This window comes from Leptolyngbya sp. FACHB-671 (assembly GCF_014695745.1).
Classification (GTDB): Bacteria; Cyanobacteriota; Cyanobacteriia; order Elainellales; family Elainellaceae; genus JAAUTN01.
Genome location: NZ_JACJOV010000056.1, coordinates 55,513 through 74,394, shown reverse-complemented (window position 1 = coordinate 74,394; position 18,882 = coordinate 55,513). Strand labels below are relative to the sequence as shown.

Below are 18,882 nucleotides of genomic sequence, written 5' to 3'. Positions count from 1 at the left end.
AATACAAACAGATTATGATGGTAAGTCTCTAGATGTCTTGCCGATCTATCGCTTCGATGGTTTTACCTTGCTAGCCTTCCTCAACAAGATTAGAGAAATCATTGCCCGCTGGTGGTCTGATTTTACGCTTCAGACTCGTCTCATGGCAGCGGCAACCCTAGTCGTGTCGCTGATTATGAGTGGACTCACCTTCTGGGCAGTCAACTCGATCCAGCAAGATGCTCGACTCAACGATACCCGCTTTGGGCGTGACCTGGGGCTGCTGCTAGCAGCCAATGTGTCCCCCCTAATCGGGGACGACAACCGCACCGAGCTAGCCCGATTTTCCCATCGCTTCTACAGCAGCACCTCAAGTGTGCGCTACATGCTCTATGCCGATGAGGATGGCAACATCTTTTTTGGCATTCCCTTCTCTGAGTCAGAGGTGCAAAACTCTCTGTCTATTCGGCGGCAGATGAAGCTGCCTGACAACTATGCCAGAAACATTGACTACCCCATGGTGAGACAGCACCTCACTCCCGATGGTGAAGTCACTGATGTGTTTGTGCCGCTCAATCACAACGGCAAGTACTTGGGCGTGTTGGCGATCGGCATTAACCCCAACCCCACGATTGTCACTTCTTCTCACCTGACACGAGATGTGACGATTGCCGTTTTTGTTTCGATCTGGGTGATGGTGATCTTGGGTGCCGTTTCCAACGCTTTGATGATTACCCAGCCCATTAAAGAACTGCTGGTCGGGGTGAAAAATATTGCCGCTGGCAACTTCAGGCAACGGATTGACCTGCCATTGGGTGGAGAGTTAGGAGAACTGATCCTCAGCTTCAACGAGATGGCGGAGCGGCTAGAGAGCTACGAAGAGCAAAACATTGAAGAACTGACTGCTGAAAAAGCCAAGCTAGAAACCCTGGTTACCACGATCGCTGATGGAGCCGTTCTACTTGACAACAACATGCACGTCATTCTCGTCAACCCAACTGCCCAACGGCTCTTTGGCTGGGAAGGCAATGAACAGGTGATTGGCGAAAACGTCCTGCAGCACTTGCCCGAAACGGTCAAAGCTCAATTAGCTCGACCGCTGTACGAAATTGCCGCAAGTGAATCCTTGGTTGAAAACCTTCGCGATCGCGAAGGCACCGAATTTCGCATTACCGTTCCTGGCGCAACCAACCGGACGGTGCGAATTTTGCTTACCACCGTGCTAGACCAGGCGCGAGAAAACGTTCGAGGACTGGCAATCACTGTCCAGGACATTACCCGCGAAGTAGAGCTAAATGAAGCAAAGAGCCAGTTTATCAGCAACGTTTCCCACGAACTGCGAACACCGCTGTTTAACATCAAATCTTTTATCGAAACGCTACATGAGTATGGCGAAGATCTGAGTGAGCCAGAACGTCGCGAGTTCTTGGAAACCGCTAACCGGGAAACCGATCGCCTGACTCGTCTGGTCAATGATGTGCTAGACCTCTCGCGTCTAGAGTCCAACAAACGCTATCACTTTGAAGCGGTCGAGCTAACCCAACCGATCGAGCAAACCCTTCGAACCTATCAGCTAAATGCCAAGGACAAGGGCATTGAACTGATCCAGGAGATTGCGCCGAATCTGCCACCTGTTCTGGGCAACTATGATTTGCTACTTCAGGTGTTAGCCAATCTAGTTGGCAACGGACTCAAATTTACTAAATCTGGAGGACGGGTTGCGATTCGAGCCTATCCACTAGCGACAGAACAAAGCTCGGCGTCACCGCTTGTACGAATCGAAATTTCTGATACTGGCATCGGGATTGACCCAGAAGATCAGGAAGCTATTTTCGATCGCTTTTTCCGAGTTGAAAACCGCGTGCATACCCTTGAAGGCACTGGATTAGGACTGTCCATCGTCAGAAACATCATTGAAAAGCACCATAGCTCAGTCCGCTTAATTAGCGAAGTGGGAGTTGGTACGACCTTTTGGTTTGACCTGGCAGTGTACCAAGATGCCCCCCTTCCAGACATGCTCCCGCAAGGGGAAGCAGCCTTAAGCGGAACGGGAATATGAGTCTCAGGTGAAATGTGCGACTGGGTAAATTGATTTAGACTCTATTGGGTTTGTGCAAAGGGGTGCAATTTCCTTACCCAGAAAATTGTTTGCCAAGAATGAAGCTGTCTCGTTGGATTTCCTACGGATTTGCGATCGCCCTGACCGCTGCTTCCCTCATTTTGGTGTCAATGCTGCGATCGCCCGTTGCTCCCATAGCGCTACAGGTGTTGGCAGGGGCGATCGCTTTGGGACTAATCGTTTTGGCAGTGAGTTCACTCTATGCTAAAGTCTACGCTGCCCGTCGCAAAGCCGAGATTAGCCTGAAAAAGCTTCAAGCCAGCGAAGCCCGTTATCGTCGCCTGCTAGAAACCGCCTATGAAGGCATTTGGGTGATTGATACTAACTGCACCACGGAGTACGTTAATCCTCGAATGGCAGAGATGCTGGGCTACCGAGTCGAGGAAATCATTGACTCTTCCATCTTTAAATTTATGGATGAAGCTGCCCAACGCGAACTTCAGTGGGAGATGAAGCACCATCCAACGGGCATTCGCGGGCAGTATGACTTGCGCTTTCGGCACAAAGACGGCTCAATCGTGTGGACAATTACTTCTGCCAACCCAATTTTTAGCGATGGGGGACTATTTCGCGGCACGCTGGCAATGGTAACCGATGTGAGCGATCGCAAACAGTTAAAGGAAACCCTGCACGATCGCGAAGCCCGCATTAGCCGCTTGATCGACTCCAACATCATTGGCATCATCTTTGCCAACTTTCAGGGCGAAATCAGCGAGGCAAATGATGCATTCCTCAACATGCTGGGCTACACCCAGGTAGATTTGCAGAGCGGCAACCTGAATTGGCTGGACATCACGCCCTCTGAATATTTACCGCAGGACGAGGAGATGATAGAACAAATCTCCACGACTAAAGCCTGCCCGCCATTTGAGAAAGAATATCTGCACAAAGACGGCAGCCGCGTTCCGGTGCTGGTTGGAGCGGCGCTGTTGCCTAATCCGGAAGAGGGCACGGTTTGCTACGTGCTTGACCTGAGCGATCGCAAACGTCTGGAAAACGAACTCAGCCGTCGTGAAGCAAAAATTAAGCGGCTGGTAGACTCCAACATTATCGGCGTGATCACCGCTAATCTTAATGGTTCTGTGCTTGAAGCGAACGACGCATTTTTGCAAATCATTGGCTACACCCGAGAAGACCTGAATCAGGGCAAGATTCGCTGGAATGAAATGACTCCGCCAGAGTACCAGCAGGCTACGGAACAGTCTCAACATGAATTAAGAACGCTAGGATTTTGTCACTCCTTTGAGAAGGAATACATTCGCAAAGATGGCAGTAGGGTTCCAATCGTGATCGGTTCTGCTCTGCTGGACGGTAGCCCCGATACGATGATCGGATTTGTGCTAGATGTGAGCGATCGCAAACAAGCAGAAGCCGCCCTCCGGGAAAGTGAAGCCCGCTTTCGCTATATGGCAGACACCGCTCCCGTCTTGATTTGGATGTCGGGTCCAGATAAACTCTGCAACTATTTCAACCAGCCCTGGCTCAACTTCACGGGACGTACCCTCGCCCAAGAGATGGGCAATGGCTGGACTGAGAACATTCACCCAGACGATTTTGAACGCTGTCTACACACGTACACCACTTCCTTTGATGCCCGCCAAGAATTTAAGGCGGAATATCGGCTGCGGCGGTTTGATGGTGAATATCGCTGGCTGCTAGACATTGGTGTGCCTCGATTTACGCCAGATGGAGAGTTTTTGGGCTACATCGGCTCCTGTATCGACATTGGCGATCGCAAACAAGCAGAAGTCGAAATGCAGCAAATTAACGACCTGTTAGAACATCGCGTTAGAGAGCGCACTGCCCAGCTCGAAACCGCTAATCAGGAGCTAGAAGCCTTCTCCTACTCTGTTTCCCACGATTTACGCGCACCTTTACGTCATATCAACGGTTTTGTCAGCCTGCTGCAAAAGCAGGCTGCTCCGGTCTTAGATCCTGAAAGTCAGCGCTACCTGGATGTCATCGCAGACACGACCAAACGGGCGGGCACGATGGTAGACGACTTGCTCACCTTCTCGCGAATGGGTCGAGCAGAAATGCGCTACACCACGGTCAAATTCAATGAATTAATTCGAGATGTCAGACAGGACTTGGAACCAGAAACAGCAGAACGAGAAATTATCTGGCAAATTCACCCCATTCCTAATGTGCAGGGTGACCCAGCCATGCTGCGCCAGGTGATCTACAACTTGGTCGAAAATGCCATTAAATATACCCAGGGACGTACCCAAGCTGAGATCGAAATCGGCACTATAGGAGACGAGCAAGAAGTAGTCATCTTCGTCCGTGACAACGGACTTGGATTTGACATGCGCTATGCTCACAAGCTCTTTGGCGTGTTTCAGCGATTACACAGCGAACCCGAAATCCAGGGAACTGGAATTGGGCTAGCAAACGTCCGACGCGTCATTCACCGACACGGCGGTCGAACCTGGGCAGAAAGTGAATTAGATAAAGGATCTACCTTCTACTTCTCACTGCCGCTCCGGCCTCGAAGGGGTGAGGAATGACTGAGCTAAGACGCATCTTGCTAGTTGAAGATAGCCACCACGATGTTGAACTGACCCTTTCTGCGCTAGCCGAGAACCATCTGGCAAATGAGGTTGTTGTGGTGCGTGATGGCGAAGAAGCATTGGACTATCTCTACCGTCGAGGCCTATTCAAACTCAGGATGGAGGGTAATCCTGCAGTTGTGTTGCTTGACCTCAAGCTACCCAAGGTAGATGGACTAGAGGTGTTGGCGCAGTTAAAGTCTGACTCAGCCTTACGGATGGTTCCGGTGGTGATGTTGACCTCCTCCCGTGAAGAGCAGGACCTGGTTTCTAGCTACAACTTGGGCGTTAATGCCTATGTCGTAAAACCCGTTGATTTTCATGAATTTGTCGATGCAATCCGAGAAGTTGGGCTATTTTGGGCAGTCGTCAATCAACCGCCACCGGGTTAAACCCGCCACTGGAGCAAGTAAAACCTAAGGCATGAAAATCTTCGGACAGACAATGACCTGCAAAATTAGCCCGTGAGGATAACGATGATGCAACCGCTACATGTTCTTCTTCTGGAAGATAGTTTGTTGGATGCAGAGTTGATCCAGGCAAATTTGACCACTAACTGGCCGGAATGCAAGCTGACTCGTGTGGAAAATCGGACGGACTTTCTAACGGTGCTAGAAAATGACACATTTGACCTGATTCTGTCAGATTACTCGCTGCCCACATTTGATGGACTCACCGCTTTAGAAATTGTCCGCGATCGCTACCCAGAGGTACCCTTCATTTTTGTGTCTGCCAATCTGGGTGAAGAAGTGGCGATCGAAACCTTGAGAAATGGTGCGACGGATTACGTCCTCAAGCAACGGCTAGAACGCCTTGCGCCAGTAGCAGAAAGAGCCGTCCGAGAAGCCAGAGAGCGAATTGAGCGCAAATGGGTTGAGCAAGAACGGGCGCAACTGCTGACTCGTCAGCGCCAATACACCAGTCGCCTGCGGAAGCTAGCACAAGCCTCAATCGCGATTAATTCCCTCCTTTCGATTGATCAAACGCTGAAGCTAATTACCGAGCAAGCTAGAGAAATCATTGAAGCGCACCAGGCTGTCACCAGCATGACAGTAGACGGCAATTGGACACAGGCAATCAGCGCCATGTCGTTATCTGATAAATACGCTCAATGGCGGGACTACGAAGAACCACCAAACGGCTCTGGGATTTATTCCTGGGTTTGCCGCATGAATCGCCCGATGCGAATGACGCAAGCGGAGCTAGAGGCTCATCCAAACTGGCGCGCGTTTGGCACGGAGTCCGACCGTCACCCCCCCCTGCGGGGCTGGTTGGCTGTGCCTTTAATTAGCCGTCAGGGCAATAACATTGGCTTGATTCAGCTTTCGGATAAGTATGAAGGTGAGTTTACCGAGGAAGATGAAGCGCTCTTGGTGCAGTTGGCGCAGGTCGCGGCAGTGGCGATCGACAATGCCCGACTTTACCTGCAATCCCAGGAGACAAATCGGATTAAGGATGAATTTTTGGCGACGCTTTCCCATGAGTTGCGATCGCCCCTCAACCCCATCCTGGGCTGGTCTAGACTGCTCCAAACAAAACGATTTGACGAAGCAACGCTAACACGTGCCCTGCAAACCATTGAGCGAAATGCCAAACTGCAAACGCACCTGATCGAAGACTTGCTAGACATTTCGCGCATTATTCAGGGCAAGCTGACGCTAAAAGTTAGCCCTGTCAATCTGATTTCGATTGTTGAAGCGGCGATCGACACCATGCGTCCTGCGGCTGAAGCCAAGTCGATTCCCCTCAAAGTATTGCTAGAACCTTCAGCGCCCTCAACTGGTACAGCGATTGAACCCGACTGGAAGACGGTCGATGCTAACCCGATCTATGCTCGGTTTCAAACGATAGGCGACCCCAATCGGCTTCAGCAAATTATCTGGAACCTGCTGTCTAACGCAATCAAGTTCACGCCTCAAGGTGGGCAAGTCGAAATTCGTCTATCGCTGGTTGAACCTGAAACCAGCCCCGAGAACGGACTGTCTAAAGCTTCTGTTCATGCCCAATACGCTGAGATTGCCGTCAGCGATACAGGTAAGGGAATTAAGCCTGAATTTTTGCCCTTTATTTTTGACTATTTTCGTCAAGCGGACGCCTCAATTACTCGGGTGTATGGGGGCTTGGGTTTGGGGTTGGCGATCGTGCGCCACTTGACCGAGCTACATGGTGGCACGATCTGTGCTGAGAGTCTGGGAGAAGGACAAGGTGCCACTTTTACGATTCGTTTGCCGCTGTTGGTAGCTCAACCAGATGCACAAGAACGCAGTTCTTCTGGTTCTGCAATCAATCTCAAGGGCATCCAAGCGGTGGTAGTAGACGATGAGGTCGATACCCGTGAAATCATCACACTGATTCTAGAAGGGTATGGCACTCATGTGATTGCAACCGCATCGGTGAGCGAAGCGTTAGAGGCAGTTGAGCAATTTAATCCAGATATTTTAGTGAGTGACATTGGAATGCCGCTCGAAGACGGCTATGCCCTCATTCGCAAAGTCAGAGAGTTAGAGCCAGATCGAGGCGGCATGATTCCAGCGATCGCCCTCACCGCCTATGCTCGTCCTGAGGATCAACATCAGTCCCTTACAGCAGGCTTTCAGCTACATGTGCCCAAACCTGTAGAGCCAGAGAAATTAGCCAAAGCCGTAGCAGATTTGGTAGGACGTGCCCCCGCTAGATAATTTTCCCTTTCCCAAAAATCACAAAAATCTTAACGCCAAAAGAACTGGATGCAGGTTCGTAGTGTGGCGCGATCGCGTTCTCTTAGCTCCTGTTCAACCTGACTGTATTGGCTCAGGTCAAGCATCTCCTCCTGAAAATCTTGTCTTGAAGCCGGATCGTAAGGTGGAAAAACGCGGGTTGCATTCACGATTCGATTTCCTTCTACAAACCCTCTAAAGCAACTGCGATTAGCGCCCATTTGGAGACCAATCACTGTCCGTCCGGCTTTGCGAAACAAGATAGATCGGCTGGACGTTTCAGAAGCGTGAATTGCTTCGTAGTGGTATTCACCCGTTGGCAAATTTTCAAGGGATAGAGCAGGGTTTGCATTGCTCATTAAAGGAACTGTCAGCACAGGAACCAGTAGGAACAGAGATACAGCGAATCGAACCGGAATCTTCATAAGTAGAGGATCTGCAGAAGATCTGTGGAGATCATAAAGAATGAGAAAAATGTATCACAAGCTACATTTTGCCATATCGCTTCGAGAGATCTTGTATAACTGCGTCACTACATGTATAACGCTTGTCATTTGAAAGCAACAGCTAAAAGTAGTTTGCTCTTCGTTGCCTTGTCAGGAACCTATCCTATTTAAGATAAACAGCTATTTCAGGCGATCGCCCACGCCATCTGTTGATGATTTTCCTATTAAAGATTGACCTTCTGTCATTTATGGATTTATCGCCAACTGAATAGCTCTTTGTTCTAATCCGCAAGCTATCAAGAGCAGTTGCTTACAGTTACTTAATTGTATTCATTCCCGTTTAGCCCCAAATTCCATAAGCTTTCACATCAAACCGCCTCGTCTCAATCACCTAATCATCCAGGCTAGGCAAAACGCTGTCAGGTAAGTGACTCATTCACACTCGCTCAGTCGTTCACGTTCCTATTAAATATTTTTTCTACCGTGCAAAATTTAATTCTTGCTCACACTGTTTCTACTGCCAAAAATTCAACCTTAGCTCCCCTGAGCAGTTCCGTTTCAGCTGCATCCAGCCAGCAACTTGTCTTTATTGATGCGGCTGTACAAGATTATGGGCACCTTGGAGCAGGGGTAACCCCAGGTGCAGAAGTGATTGTCCTTCATCCTCATGAAGATGGGGTGACACAAATCAGTCTCGCTTTGGCAGGGCGCACCCAGATCTCCAGCATTCACCTTGTGGCTCACGGTAGTCCTGGCAGTTTGCAGGTCGGTAACGCCAAGCTCAGCCACGAAACCTTGGCGCAATACCAAGCCCAGTTGCAGCAGTGGCGCAATGCGTTGGGCGACCGCGCCGAGCTGCTGATCTACGGCTGTCGAGTTGCCGATACCGCAGCGGGAATGGCGTTCATTCAATTGCTAAAGTCTTTGATTGGCGTTGAAGTTGCTGCTTCCACCACCCCAGTTGGCAATTCTGCTCACGGTGGAAACTGGGATCTGGACGTAAAGACAGGTGGAATGTCGGCTGCTCTGGCTTTTTCGAGTGAGGCGATCGCCACCCATCCCGCGATTTTAGAAGAACCTGAAACCTATTTTGCCGAGGATTTCTCAGGCGCAAGTGGCGCAACCCCACCTCCAGGCTGGACGGTCAATGTGATTGAGGGGAATCCCGAAACAGATCTCTGGCGCTTTGATAACCCTGGTAATCGCAATGAAATTAATGAGCCTTTGAACCCAAATTTTGACAATCCAGTCGCAGTCTATGACAGCGATTTTCTCTCCGATGATGATGTAGCCGAAAATATTACGCTCGAATCTCCTGTTTTTGATGTTTCGGACGCTGAGGCTGTCATTCTGCAGTTTGACCAGGTGTATGGTGGAATCGCTGCGGGGATCAATGCCAGTGAAGTGTTTGTCGAAGCTTACAACGGCACAGAGTGGCAATCCGTTTATTCCTCTAACACGGGCGATTACGACATCAACACGCCGACCGTCGATTTGACTGAGGCGCTAGGCGGTTCATCAGAGGCGCAGGTTCGCTTCCGATTTGATGGCAACTGGTCTTATCTGTGGGCTGTCGACAATGTCAGAATTACCGACAACCTGGTAGCGGGTGTAACCACGCCTAGCGGACTGGTAGCCGTGAGCGAGAGCAATGTTCCCGATCCGCTTGATTTTCAATTTGCCTTGCAGAGCCGCCCGACTTCGGATGTGACTTTGAGCTTCACGGTAGATGGTGATCAGCTTCAGCCGATCCGGTCGATCACGTTTACAGAAGACAACTGGTTTGTTCCCCAGACTTCCGTTGTGGAGGCGATCGCCGACGACCTTATCGAGGGTGAAGACCAATCAACCACCGTCAGCGTCACCCTCACCAGTGACGACCCCAACTACAACGGTCTGGTGGTAGAAGACGTTCCGGTAGAAATCACAGAAACGACGATTCCGGGCTATACCAGCTATCGCACCGTTGAGAAAACTTACGCTGATCTGTCAGAACTAGCAACGCTGAATCCAAATCTTGCAAGTTGGGTAGACATCGGCGACAGCTACGATAAAGTTACTCCCGGCGGCTCAGCAGGCTACGACATTTTTTCCCTGGAGATCAGCAACAAAAACAGCAATCTACAAGAAGAAAAACCCGTCTTCTTTGTCCAGGGTGCTATTCATGCGCGGGAATATTCCACCACAGAATCTGTCACTCGCTTTGCCGAACAGCTCATCGCTAACTACGGCACCGATCCTGACACCACTTGGATTCTAGACAACTTTGAAGTTCGTGTGGTGCCCATCGTCAACCCCGACGGACGCAAGTTTGCTGAACAAGGTTATTCCTGGCGCAAGAACACCAACCCTGGTGACGGCACAGCAGAATTTCCTAACTACGGCGTTGACCTAAACCGCAACTACGACTCTAAGTGGGGAGAAATTGGAGAAGAAGCGGCAAGCACTGACCCCGCTGATTTGACCTATCAAGGAACGGCTCCTTTCTCGGAACCAGAGAGTCAGGCGTTGCGGGATTATTTACTGGAAACTTTCCCAGACACAAAAGGCCCTGGCGACTTTGACCCTGCTTCAGAAGACACATCAGGTGTCTACATTGACGTTCACAGCTTTGGCGATCTGATTCTCTACCCGTTTGGCTGGACGGATGAACCCGCTCCTAACCAAGAAGCACTGCGAAATCTGGGACTAAAGTTTGGTTATTTTACAGGGCTGGTCGATCAGGCTTATGACGTTTCGCAGGCGATCGGGCTTTATCCCACAAGCGGAACAACGGACGACTGGGTTTACAGCACGCTAGGAGTTCCGGGCTACACCTTTGAATTAGGCTCCGCTTTCTTCCAAAACACCGAAGAATTCGAGAACGTCATTGTTAAAGAGATCATTCCTGCCTTTTTCTACGCTGCAAAATCAGCCCGATCGCCTTACAAAACTGCGGGAAGCCCAGATGTGACTGGCATACAGCTTGATCTCAGTCAGGTGCTTGCAGGAGCAGCAGTAGAGCTTTCTGCAACGGCGGATTCGACTCGTAAAGGAGACGGGATTACTGGAACCACACCCGATGATCTCGAGATTCCAGAACCTGAAATCGTTGGTGGTGCCCGTTATTCGATTGGCTTACCTTCCTGGACAAAAGAAACGGAGACGTTTGAGTTATTTGCGGCAGACGGCGCATTTGACGAAGCAGTCGAAGAACTAAAAGGCACTATCGATACGACTGGTTTAGGGGTGGGTCGTCTCACGATCTTTGTGGAAAGTGCTGATGCAGACGGCAACTATGGCGTTCCTACGGCGGTCTTCCTGGACGTATTAGAAGCTCCTGGTGCCAATACCACTGTCTTTGACGGAGATGCAGAGGCTAACCAATACGTAGGAGGCAACGGCAGTGACACAATCTACGGTCGGGGTGGCAATGATCTGATCGCGGGTGGTCGGGGTGATGACCTGATCATTGGCGGCAATGGTGATGACTTGCTGCGCGGTGATGCCAACACCTCGTCCTCTGGTGGTGGTCAGGGTGGTGATGATGTCATCTATGGCGGCAGAGGCAACGATCGCATCAGCGGCAAACGTGGCAACGACAAGCTGTATGGCGATGCAGGCGATGATGTGCTGTACGGCGATGCCGGAGACGACCTCCTCTGGAGCGGTGCAGGCAGCGATCGCCTTTACGGTGGTGCAGGCAGCGATACCTTTGCGATCGGCGTAGGAGGTGGCACAGACTACATTCAAGGCTTTGAGGTCGGCAAAGACCTGATTGGTCTAGTTGGCACACTCAGCTTTGGTCAGTTGTCTGTCACCCAAGAGCGCAAGAATACCTTGATCAAGTACGGCGATAATGTGTTTGCCGTGCTTAATCAGGTCAGTGCAAGTGCCTTGAGTGAGTCCACGTTTGTTCCGGTTTAGTCTTGAAGGCTGATCAATCCCCAAGCATCAGATGGGCAAAGCTATACTTGCCCATCTGATCACGAGGAGCACTAGTGGATGGGTAGGGGCGATCGTATCTCCTCATTCACTAGTGCTCCTTGCTAGGGGAATCGCGATAATGTGCATTAGCCTACCAAACAGGATTCTGAGATCCGCTAAGGTCGTGCTATCGAGAATAAAGTGTGATCTTAGCTACATCTCCATGCGTCTAGAGCAGTTGAAGGCTTTTTTAGCAGTAGCAGAGACGGGCAACTTTCAGCAGGCTGCCCGTCTCTGTGGTGTAACTCAGTCTACGATTAGCCGTCAGGTTCAAAGCCTGGAAGCAGATTTGGGTCTGCCGCTATTTCATCGGACTGCTCAGGCAAAGTTAACGTTGGCAGGCGATCGCTTCCTCCCTCGCGCCCGCAAAATCTGTCAAGAGTGGCAAAATGCGACTCAAGAGCTAACAGACCTGCGCGAAGGCAAACAGCCAGAACTATGCATTGCCGCAATCCATTCCGTCTGTGCTTACTATTTGCCGCCTGTGCTTCAGCGCTTTTGTCAAGATTATCCAGATGTGCAGTTGCGCGTTACCTCTCTGGGCAGCGATCGCGCCCTTAAAGTCTTAAAAGATGGACTGGTAGACGTGGCGATCGTGATGAATAATCGTTTCCTAACCGCAACACCGGAGATGGTCACGGATGTTCTTTATAATGAGCCAGTCGAGATTTTGATGGCGGCTGAGCATCCCCTAACTCAGTACGAACAGGTGCCCTGGACTGAGCTAGTACGCTATCCCCAGGTCGTATTTAAGGATGGCTATGGAATGCAGCGGTTGGTGCAGGAGCAGTTCCAGCGCCAGGGTGCAGTGTTAAATGCTGTATTAGAACTGAACACACTGGATGCTTTTCGGGGAATAGTGCGTCAGGGAGAACTGATTGCCCTGCTGCCTAAAGCTGCTATCCTAGATGCCCAACTAGACACGACATTAGCAGTTCGCCCAACTGAGGCTCCAGTTTTAATTCGGCAGGTCGTTTTGGTGACAACTCAAGATCGGTTGCAAATTCCTCCTATTCAGCGCTTTCGGGAACTGGTGCATCAGTTATTTGCTCCAGAGAACGATACAGCAAAACTGCCTCAGACGAATGCCGATACCTCACCATCCGCTGCCCATTGCCAGATTCGGCACTCCTGATCAATGAGATAACCTTATATTTTTACCAGGGCTAGGACGATGAGCGATGCGTTCAGGGAGTTATTAAAAAGAGTCGGCAGCGGTACCCACACAAGCAGGAATTTGACACGTTGGGAAGCAGCTGAGGCAACCCGGATGATGTTGACCCAGGAAGCGACTCCCGCTCAGATTGGCGCATTTATGATCTCTCATCGGATTAAGCGACCCACGGGCGAAGAGCTAGCCGGTATTCTAGATACCTACGATCAGCTTGGGCCCAAGCTGCAACCGATCGCCTCTACCCACCCAGTAACGGTTCTGGGAATTCCTTATGATGGGCGATCGCGCACCGCACCGCTCAGCCCCATCACAGCTCTAATATTGGCTGCAGCAGATTGTCCGGTAATTATGCATGGGGGCGATCGAATGCCGACCAAACACGGCATTCCCCTGATTGAGGTTTGGCGAGGGCTGGGGGTTAACTGGGCGCTGCCGCTTGACCAGGCTCAAACTGTTTTAGAACAAACCGGACTGGGGTTTGTTTACCTGCCCTATCACTTTCCGCTAGCGCAGGGCTTAGTTCCCTATCGCGATCAAATTGGCAAACGTCCACCTCTGGCAACGGTTGAGCTAATCTGGTCACCCTATGCCGGAAATGCTCATATCGTTGCGGGATTTGTCCATCCGCCTACCGAGACCATGTTTACAGAAACCTTTGCACTGCGAGGAGTCAACCAGTTTGCCACCGTCAAAGGGTTAGAAGGAAGCTGTGACCTGCCTCGCGATCGCACTGCCATCATTGGCATCGGTCAACCTGACAGTCAGGCTCCTCTAGAGCGTCTACTGCTGTCCTGTCGGGATTATGACCTGGCTGGCAAAGACGTTCCTCTAACTACCACCACGCAACTGCTTGAGGACATTCAATCCGTTTTGCAAGGACAACCCGGCGAGATGATGCAGTCTGTAATCTGGAATGGCGGCTTTTATCTCTGGCGCTGCGGTGCTAGCCCTGATCTGCAGTCCGGTTTGGCTCAAGCAGAACTGCTCCTCACGTCTGGACAAGCCCACGCAAAATTGCAGCAGTTGAAAGCGTCCGTCAACGCATTTGTCGCAGTTCCCAGTTAGAGTGCTAGTTCCATTTCTCTCTAACAGAGGGCTACAGATGGAAGGACACTCCGCGACGCGGAGTGTCCTTCCATCTGTAGCCCTAATTCTTGAAATTGGTATTATTTCAACAACCAAAAGACTACAGAAAAACTATCTATCCCTCAATTGCAGGCTCCGGCGGACCAGAAAGGTTAGCTACTGGAATACCAGAGTTGCTACCAAACAACACAGTACTGCTCTGACGCTGAGGTTCCCCTAACATCACTAGAGAACAGGTCAGTTGCTTCACAACTTGAGTTGTGACATCGCTGATTGCAAGTTCACCCACGCTAATCCGTCGACGCAGCGATCGGATCACCACCAGATCATAAGATTTGGACTCCTGCAAAATTGCGCCAACAACATCGTCGTTGGGGACAATGCGAATTTCAGAATTGCTATTCGGAGAGCATTTAGCCAATAGCAGCCTTAACTGTGACTCCATCCAGGTAACTCGATTGGGAGAAGCATGGCGATCGCATACATGCAGCAGTGTCACCTGGGCCTGATTTTCGTCCGCCAAAATTTCAGCAAACCGCACCATTCTCACCGCTTGCTGAGTCAGGTTTTCAATTGGTACCAGGATGCGTCGAATATTAGTGGGTGAATCGAGTAAACGTGTCACCGCAACCGGGCAGTGAGAAGCCCAAAGGACGCTATCAATCACGTTGCCAAACAATCTCGCCCGCAATCCGGTTGTTCTTCCCCAACCCATGATGATCAGGTTTGCGTCTTCCTCGCGGCTGGCCCGACTAATTCCTTGAGCAATGCTGTCATCAATCCGCAGCAGAGATTCAGCTTCTACCCCAAACCCCCGACTCATCTCGGTGGCTCGCTCCAGCAACAAATCACTTCCCTGCAACGCTTTCCTTAGCTCAGGTGCATCCATGTGGGCGTGAGCAGCCGTGATCGAGAGCGGCACAACTTTACCTGACTCATGCTTAACCAACAGAGCTGCCATCTCAATTAAGTAACGCTCAGTTTGGGGGTTGTAAACTGGCACAACTACAGTCAAAGCCCGACTGGGCGAAGCTTCTCCCCAGATAGCAGCGGAACTTCCAGGTTCCAGATTGCCCTCCACGGGAATCAATCCAGCAGCACTACGAGCAGTAATCAGCGGACCTAGAGTTGCTGTCACCAGCATCAACACAATTACTGCGTTTAACACGTCTTCGGTTAGCAGTCCTGCCCTCACTCCCACTAACGTAGCTGCCAGTGTTGCAGCCACCTGAGGCATCGACAGCGACCACATCGTGATCATTTCACGGGTGCTATAGCGATAAGCTAGCTTGGCGAAAAAGGCAGCTAGAAACTTGCTGCTAATCAACCCCACCACAATCGCTATGGTCAGCCAAATTGCACCAAGACTGCTGATAAAAGCAGGAATATCAACCAATAAACCCAAGTCAATAAAGAAAATCGGTACAAACAGCACTGTGCCGACAAACAGTACTTTTTCTTTGACCGGGCCTTCCCCAACTGCACTGTTGACGGCTAAACCTGCCAAAAACGCTCCAACGATTTTTTCGACCCCAATCACCTCTGCACCAACTGCGGCAACAAAGACTGCCAGGAGAATAAATAGAAATTGGTTGCCTTCTTCATCGCCAGACCGACGGAAGAACTCTTTACCCAGCCAGTTAAATCCAAACAAGACGAGGGCAGAATAAATCGCAATCGACAGCAGCAACCTAACCAGGCTAAAGGTGTCAAAATCCCCCCCATGAATACCAATACAAACCGCCAAAACCAGCAGCGCCCCAATATCAGTGAAAATAGTCGCCCCAATGGTAACGGTCACAGCTTCATTCGTGACCACCCCCATGCGGCTGACGATGGGGTAAGCCAGCAGCGTATGAGAGGCAAATAAAGAACCAATCAGAATTGCCGGATTCCATCCAAAGTCAAAAAACCGTCCTACGATCGTGCCAAAGATTAAAGGCACGATAAATGTTAGAAAACCAAAGCCAGCCGAGCGATGTTTGGTCGCTTGAAACTGCTCAATGTCAACTTCTAACCCTGACATAAACAGCAGGTAAATTAACCCAATGTCAGAAAGTAGCCGGATGGTTTCAGACTCTGTCTGAAATAGGTTCAAGCCATTTGGCCCCAACACGACTCCTGCGGCTAACAAACCTACCAGTCCGGGCAGCCGCAGCCGCTCGAAAAAGATGGGGACAATCAAAATCACTGCCAGCAGGATGGCAAAGGAAACAACTGGTTCTATATGCATAGGCTTGGGACAAGTCCTCTAAGGTAGATGACGAACAGGGGGATAACAATCCACGCCAGAATAACCGAGTTAGGTATGGATAGTGAGGTTGAGGCTTAGAGGTAGATTTGGTCAAGGATGACGCGTAGCCGATCGTAGTCATCTTTAAGCAAGATGCTGAGCGATCGCCCTGCCTGCACTAGCCAAGTGCGATCGCCCTGTCGCAACTGATAAATTTCTCGTATGGCTGCGGCAGCAAGGCTCTCAACTGGAGCATTTCTCACCTGAAGCAGCGTTCGCAAAAAATCTAGCTTTTCACTAAAACGAATCACCTCTTCCGGATCGCAGTAGTAAACCGCTTGGTGAATTTGGGGTGGGCGGGGCGGCAGGTGTTGGTGAATGGTGTCACTCAACTGATTGCCATTTCGGTGTCCGTTGGTAGGTGTGCGACGCGGTTGAAAGCCAGCGATCGCCGCCCGAAACTCAGTCTTGAGCATGGCAAAAATTTGCGGTTGCTGCTCTCGCAAATCTTGCAGAGACAAGCCCAAAGCTCTAGCCCGATGCACCGAATCAATCGGGCTGGTCGTCACATGATAAACCACCCCATAAATTTGATTTCCTGACTCTTCGTCGACCGCCTTCACCCAACTGCCAAAGGGTGGCATCGCCGCAAAGCTTAAATCCTCAGGCTCCAAACATTGCGCCAAAAACTCTGTAGTTGCAGTTTCAATTACCTCTGCAATGTAGCTAGGATGGCGGTTTTGGCTAGAGAACTGAGGCAGAGGAAGGCGCATAGGGGCAGCTTTAAATCTGTTTGAAGTTGAATGGGAATCTCTACTTGAAGATAGAGGCACCAGCTCTGGCTGAACTAATCAATCAAGTCAATTGAAGGACTGAATTTACTCAAACACCACACCCTATAGACAGAGTGTGGTGTTAATGGATCTGTGCTGATCTATACATAACCCAAAAATGCCTTGCTTAAGACACAATTTGGGCTATTTTTTGCTACGCCCAGCAGTTGCATCAACAAGCTCTAACTCTGATAAGCGAAAGGTAATTAGCTTATCCCAGTTACCACCCTCAAATAAAACGGCTGCTTTGCCGTCGCTGACTCGCTGCACTAAACCCTGAAAGGCATAGTAGATATCATCCACATTTTTGACTCGAACGGCTGAACCTGGCAAAATCATGGCTTGTCTTTGGCTAACGAACAGTAACTTTATTTAGAAGTTTATCTCAATCCTTTTTAGGAGACAAAAGGGAAAGGGAGAAAAAAGAAATACCTCAGTGTTTCCCTTTTCTCCCTTTCCCCTTAAACGGATATTGAAGCTTATCCTGTTTCTCTGTTGTCTAACTCTCTGCTGTCTAAAACCTCAATCGATGGCGATGGTTGGCGACTGACTCAACCAGTCCGATCGCAACGAAATTAGTCAACAGCGCTGCTTTCCCATGACTAAGCCAGGGTAAAGGGATTCCTGTAATTGGTGCCAGACCAATAGTCATGCCGATGTTGACTAAAACTTGAAACACAATCATCGATAGAACGCCGATCGCCAGCAAAGACCCAAAATTATCTTTAGCGTTCTGAGCAATAATCACTAGCCGCAGACAAATCAGCCAAAATGCAAGAATAATTGCGATACAGCCAACGAACCCGAGCTCTTCTCCAATGGCTGAAAAAATAAAGTCAGTATGCTGTTCTGGAATGAAGTTAAGTTGAGTTTGGGTGCCGTGATTGAGCCCGCGTCCCCAAAGTTGACCTGCTCCGATCGCAATTCTTGACTGAATCAGGTGATATCCGCCTCCTGTAGGGTCTTTGTCCGGATCTAGGAAAAGAATTAGTCTGTCCTTCTGATAGTCCTGCAGCAACCCCCACAGAACGTGACCTAATCCCCCAGAAAGCAGGTTGACTGCTGCTGCACCCAACGCTCCATACCAACTCCAGGGAAGGGTGCGCCATGCAATCACAATCATCAGTGCAACCCAACCTAACCAGGCAGGCAGGTACACACCAAACAGAATGGCAGAAACTAGCGGGGAAACTAGCAAAATCAGCCAGCCCGGATTGGCATTGCCCCAGTAGAGCATCCCTAATGTAATTGCCCCAAATACGAGAGAAGTTCCTAAGTCTGGCTGAAGCAAAATCAGAATCCAAGGAACAGCTGTAATCAGCAACACTTTTAGCATTGCGGAAATCGTGGAGGCAGTTCGCTCCTGCATTATGGCTGCCAGGGTAACAATCAGTCCAACTTTGGCAAACTCAGAGGGCTGCACGTTGAAACTGCCAATCTCTAGCCAGCTTTGAGCACCGTTGGCATCTGTACCAGCCAGGATCACTATTAGCAAAGAGAGGTTGGTGATACCGTAGATAATCCAGCGCCACTGCACTAAAATTTCGTAGCGAGAGCGGGCAATCACCAGCGCCATTACTAGCCCAATGCCACCCACTAACCAGTGCTGCCACCAAAAATCGCTGGCTCCCCGATTGAGTTCCGTACTACGAATAAAAATGCCGCCAATGACGGTGAGTGCGACGGGCACGAAAAACATCAGCCAGTCTACTTCTTGCCAGGGTTGGAGGAGAGTTCTCCAGCTTAAACGGACTACGGAGCGTTGCAGCATACGGGACGGTATAGGGTATGGGGTGTG

General features: G+C 50.2%; 12 protein-coding genes. 7 read left to right on the top strand and 5 right to left on the bottom strand.

Annotated elements, in window-relative coordinates:
- Positions 1–37: 37 nt before the first annotated feature.
- From nblS to H6F93_RS05600, 4 genes are all read left to right on the top strand, one after another.
- Positions 38–2,038, top strand: a complete 2,001-nt coding sequence (nblS, locus tag H6F93_RS05615) for a two-component system sensor histidine kinase NblS (protein WP_524537900.1) — start codon at positions 38–40, stop codon at positions 2,036–2,038.
- Between the two features lie 98 nt (positions 2,039–2,136).
- Positions 2,137–4,608, top strand: a complete 2,472-nt coding sequence (locus H6F93_RS05610; protein ID WP_199313502.1) for a PAS domain-containing sensor histidine kinase — start codon at positions 2,137–2,139, stop codon at positions 4,606–4,608.
- Positions 4,605–5,042: a response regulator gene (locus H6F93_RS05605; RefSeq protein ID WP_190679644.1), complete on the top strand. Its 438-nt coding sequence runs from the start codon at positions 4,605–4,607 to the stop codon at positions 5,040–5,042. The genes H6F93_RS05610 and H6F93_RS05605 overlap by 4 nt, the downstream gene beginning before the upstream one ends.
- A gap of 84 nt (positions 5,043–5,126) precedes the next feature.
- The gene (locus H6F93_RS05600; RefSeq protein WP_190679643.1) at positions 5,127–7,328 is read left to right on the top strand and encodes a response regulator; all 2,202 of its coding nucleotides are present in this window, start codon (positions 5,127–5,129) and stop codon (positions 7,326–7,328) included.
- A gap of 29 nt (positions 7,329–7,357) precedes the next feature.
- Here H6F93_RS05600 and H6F93_RS05595 read toward each other — a convergent pair whose 3' ends face one another.
- The gene (locus tag H6F93_RS05595; RefSeq protein WP_190679642.1) at positions 7,358–7,771 is read right to left on the bottom strand and encodes a hypothetical protein; all 414 of its coding nucleotides are present in this window, start codon (positions 7,769–7,771) and stop codon (positions 7,358–7,360) included.
- A gap of 504 nt (positions 7,772–8,275) precedes the next feature.
- Here H6F93_RS05595 and H6F93_RS05590 point away from each other — a divergent pair.
- From H6F93_RS05590 to H6F93_RS05580, 3 genes are all read left to right on the top strand, one after another.
- Complete coding sequence (locus H6F93_RS05590; protein WP_190679641.1) at positions 8,276–11,698, top strand: M14 family zinc carboxypeptidase; 3,423 nt, start codon at positions 8,276–8,278, stop codon at positions 11,696–11,698.
- A gap of 223 nt (positions 11,699–11,921) precedes the next feature.
- Complete coding sequence (locus H6F93_RS05585) at positions 11,922–12,893, top strand: LysR family transcriptional regulator (protein ID WP_190679640.1); 972 nt, start codon at positions 11,922–11,924, stop codon at positions 12,891–12,893.
- Between the two features lie 39 nt (positions 12,894–12,932).
- Positions 12,933–13,997 (top strand): anthranilate phosphoribosyltransferase family protein, encoded by a 1,065-nt coding sequence (locus H6F93_RS05580; protein WP_190679639.1) that lies wholly within the window; start codon positions 12,933–12,935, stop codon positions 13,995–13,997.
- Positions 13,998–14,133: 136 nt separating this feature from the next.
- Here the strand turns inward: H6F93_RS05580 and H6F93_RS05575 are convergent, their stop codons facing one another.
- The 4 genes from H6F93_RS05575 to rodA form a co-directional block, all read right to left on the bottom strand.
- Positions 14,134–16,251 carry a cation:proton antiporter domain-containing protein gene (locus H6F93_RS05575; RefSeq protein ID WP_190679638.1) on the bottom strand — a complete coding sequence of 706 codons (2,118 nt, stop codon included), beginning with the start codon at positions 16,249–16,251 and terminating at the stop codon, positions 14,134–14,136.
- 95 nt (positions 16,252–16,346) lie between these two features.
- Positions 16,347–17,024, bottom strand: a complete 678-nt coding sequence (locus tag H6F93_RS05570; protein ID WP_190679637.1) for an HAS-barrel domain-containing protein — start codon at positions 17,022–17,024, stop codon at positions 16,347–16,349.
- Positions 17,025–17,228: 204 nt separating this feature from the next.
- Positions 17,229–17,423 (bottom strand): NAD(P)H dehydrogenase subunit NdhS, encoded by a 195-nt coding sequence (locus tag H6F93_RS05565; protein WP_190646708.1) that lies wholly within the window; start codon positions 17,421–17,423, stop codon positions 17,229–17,231.
- A gap of 175 nt (positions 17,424–17,598) precedes the next feature.
- Positions 17,599–18,855 (bottom strand): rod shape-determining protein RodA, encoded by a 1,257-nt coding sequence (gene rodA, locus H6F93_RS05560; RefSeq protein ID WP_190646709.1) that lies wholly within the window; start codon positions 18,853–18,855, stop codon positions 17,599–17,601.
- Positions 18,856–18,882 lie beyond the last annotated feature (27 nt).